This window comes from Winogradskya consettensis, assembly GCF_018332715.1.
Classification (GTDB): Bacteria; Actinomycetota; Actinomycetes; order Mycobacteriales; family Micromonosporaceae; genus Actinoplanes; species Actinoplanes consettensis.
On the sequence record NZ_BOQP01000094.1, the window covers coordinates 1 to 510 of the forward strand.

Below are 510 nucleotides of genomic sequence, written 5' to 3' on the forward strand. Positions count from 1 at the left end.
TGGGCACGCCGTTCGTGGGCGCGCTGATCGTGGCCGCGCTCGCCGCGGCCCTGATCGGGCTGCGTTACGCCCGCCGCGACGGCGACCCCGCCGCGTCGCCCTCGCCCTCGCCCTCCCTGTCACCATCCACCGCTTCCGCCGCCCAGCTGATGGCGGCCGGCGAGGGCGTCTACACAGTGACGAGCAACCCGCAGAGCAAGGACTTCGTCGTGCAGGCGGTGCTGAAGAACCCGGGCAGCACAGCTCTGCAGTTGAGCGCCGGCCGGTTGGACGAACCGCCGGGCATCAGCCGCTGGATCATGGCGGTCCTGCCGGACGGCCTCAGCCAGGACGAACTCACCTATGAGGCGGTCACCAGGGCCGCATCGACCCGCACGATCCTGGAGAGTGGCCAGAGTGCCCAGCTCACCATCGCGGGAACCATCGCATGCGGCACCCTGATGATCAGCCACGCCGAGGTCCCCATTCTCCTGGACCACAACGATGTCAGCGTCACCATGCCGCACGCCG

Annotated in this window: 1 protein-coding gene; it reads left to right on the forward strand. The window is 69.8% G+C overall.

Annotation, left to right across the window (positions count from 1 at the left end; all coding sequences use genetic code 11):
• The coding region (locus Aco04nite_RS48455; protein ID WP_213003918.1) for a hypothetical protein at positions 1-510 on the forward strand (510 nt) is incomplete at both ends.